Annotated in this window: 1 protein-coding gene; it reads left to right on the top strand. The window is 65.1% G+C overall.

Features of this window, described 5'->3' with window-relative positions; all coding sequences use genetic code 11:
• On the top strand, positions 1-1,043 hold a 1,043-nt coding region (glyA, locus tag G3N64_RS39210; RefSeq protein ID WP_205788908.1), incomplete at both ends, for a serine hydroxymethyltransferase.

Here is a 1,043-nt window from a genome sequence, read left to right as displayed (position 1 = left end):
CGCCAGGAAGATCACATCGAGCTGATCGCGTCGGAAAACTACACGAGCCCGGCCGTGATGGCCGCGCAGGGCTCGCAACTCACGAACAAGTACGCGGAAGGGTATCCGGGCAAGCGCTACTACGGCGGCTGCGAATACGTCGACGTGGTCGAGCAGCTGGCGATCGACCGCGTGAAGCAGCTGTTCGGCGCGGAAGCCGCGAACGTGCAGCCGAACTCGGGTTCGCAGGCGAACCAGGGCGTGTTCTTCGCGATGCTCAAGCCGGGCGACACGATCATGGGCATGAGCCTCGCGCACGGCGGCCACCTGACGCACGGTTCGCCGGTGAACATGTCGGGCAAGTGGTTCAACGTGGTGAGCTACGGCCTGAACGAGAACGAAGACATCGACTACGAAGCAGCCGAGAAGCTCGCGCAGGAACACAAGCCGAAGCTGATCGTCGCGGGTGCATCGGCGTTCTCGCTGAAGATCGATTTCGAACGCCTGGCGAAGATCGCGAAATCGGTGGGCGCATACCTGATGGTCGACATGGCGCACTACGCGGGCCTGATCGCGGCGGGCGTGTACCCGAACCCGGTGCCGCACGCGGACTTCGTGACGACGACGACGCACAAGAGCCTGCGCGGCCCGCGCGGCGGCGTGATCCTGATGAAGTCGGAGTACGAGAAGCCGATCAACTCGGCGATCTTCCCGGGGATCCAGGGCGGCCCGCTGATGCACGTGATCGCGGGGAAGGCCGTGGCGTTCAAGGAAGCGCTGTCGCCGGAGTTCAAGGCGTACCAGGAGAAGGTGGTCGAGAACGCGCGCGTGCTGGCTGAAACGCTGGTGAAGCGCGGGCTGCGGATCGTGTCGGGCCGTACGGAAAGCCACGTGATGCTGGTGGACCTGCGCGCCAAGCACATCACGGGCAAGGCAGCGGAAGCGGCGCTGGGTGCTGCGCACATCACGGTGAACAAGAACGCGATTCCGAACGATCCGGAAAAGCCGTTCGTGACGAGCGGCGTGCGCCTGGGCTCGCCGGCGATGACGACGCGCGGCTTCGG

The sequence above is a fragment of the Burkholderia sp. Ac-20344 genome (assembly GCF_017104975.1).
Taxonomy (GTDB): Bacteria; Pseudomonadota; Gammaproteobacteria; order Burkholderiales; family Burkholderiaceae; genus Burkholderia.
The sequence above is the reverse complement of the archived record's forward strand: the minus strand, read 5'-3'. Positions and strand labels throughout refer to the sequence as shown.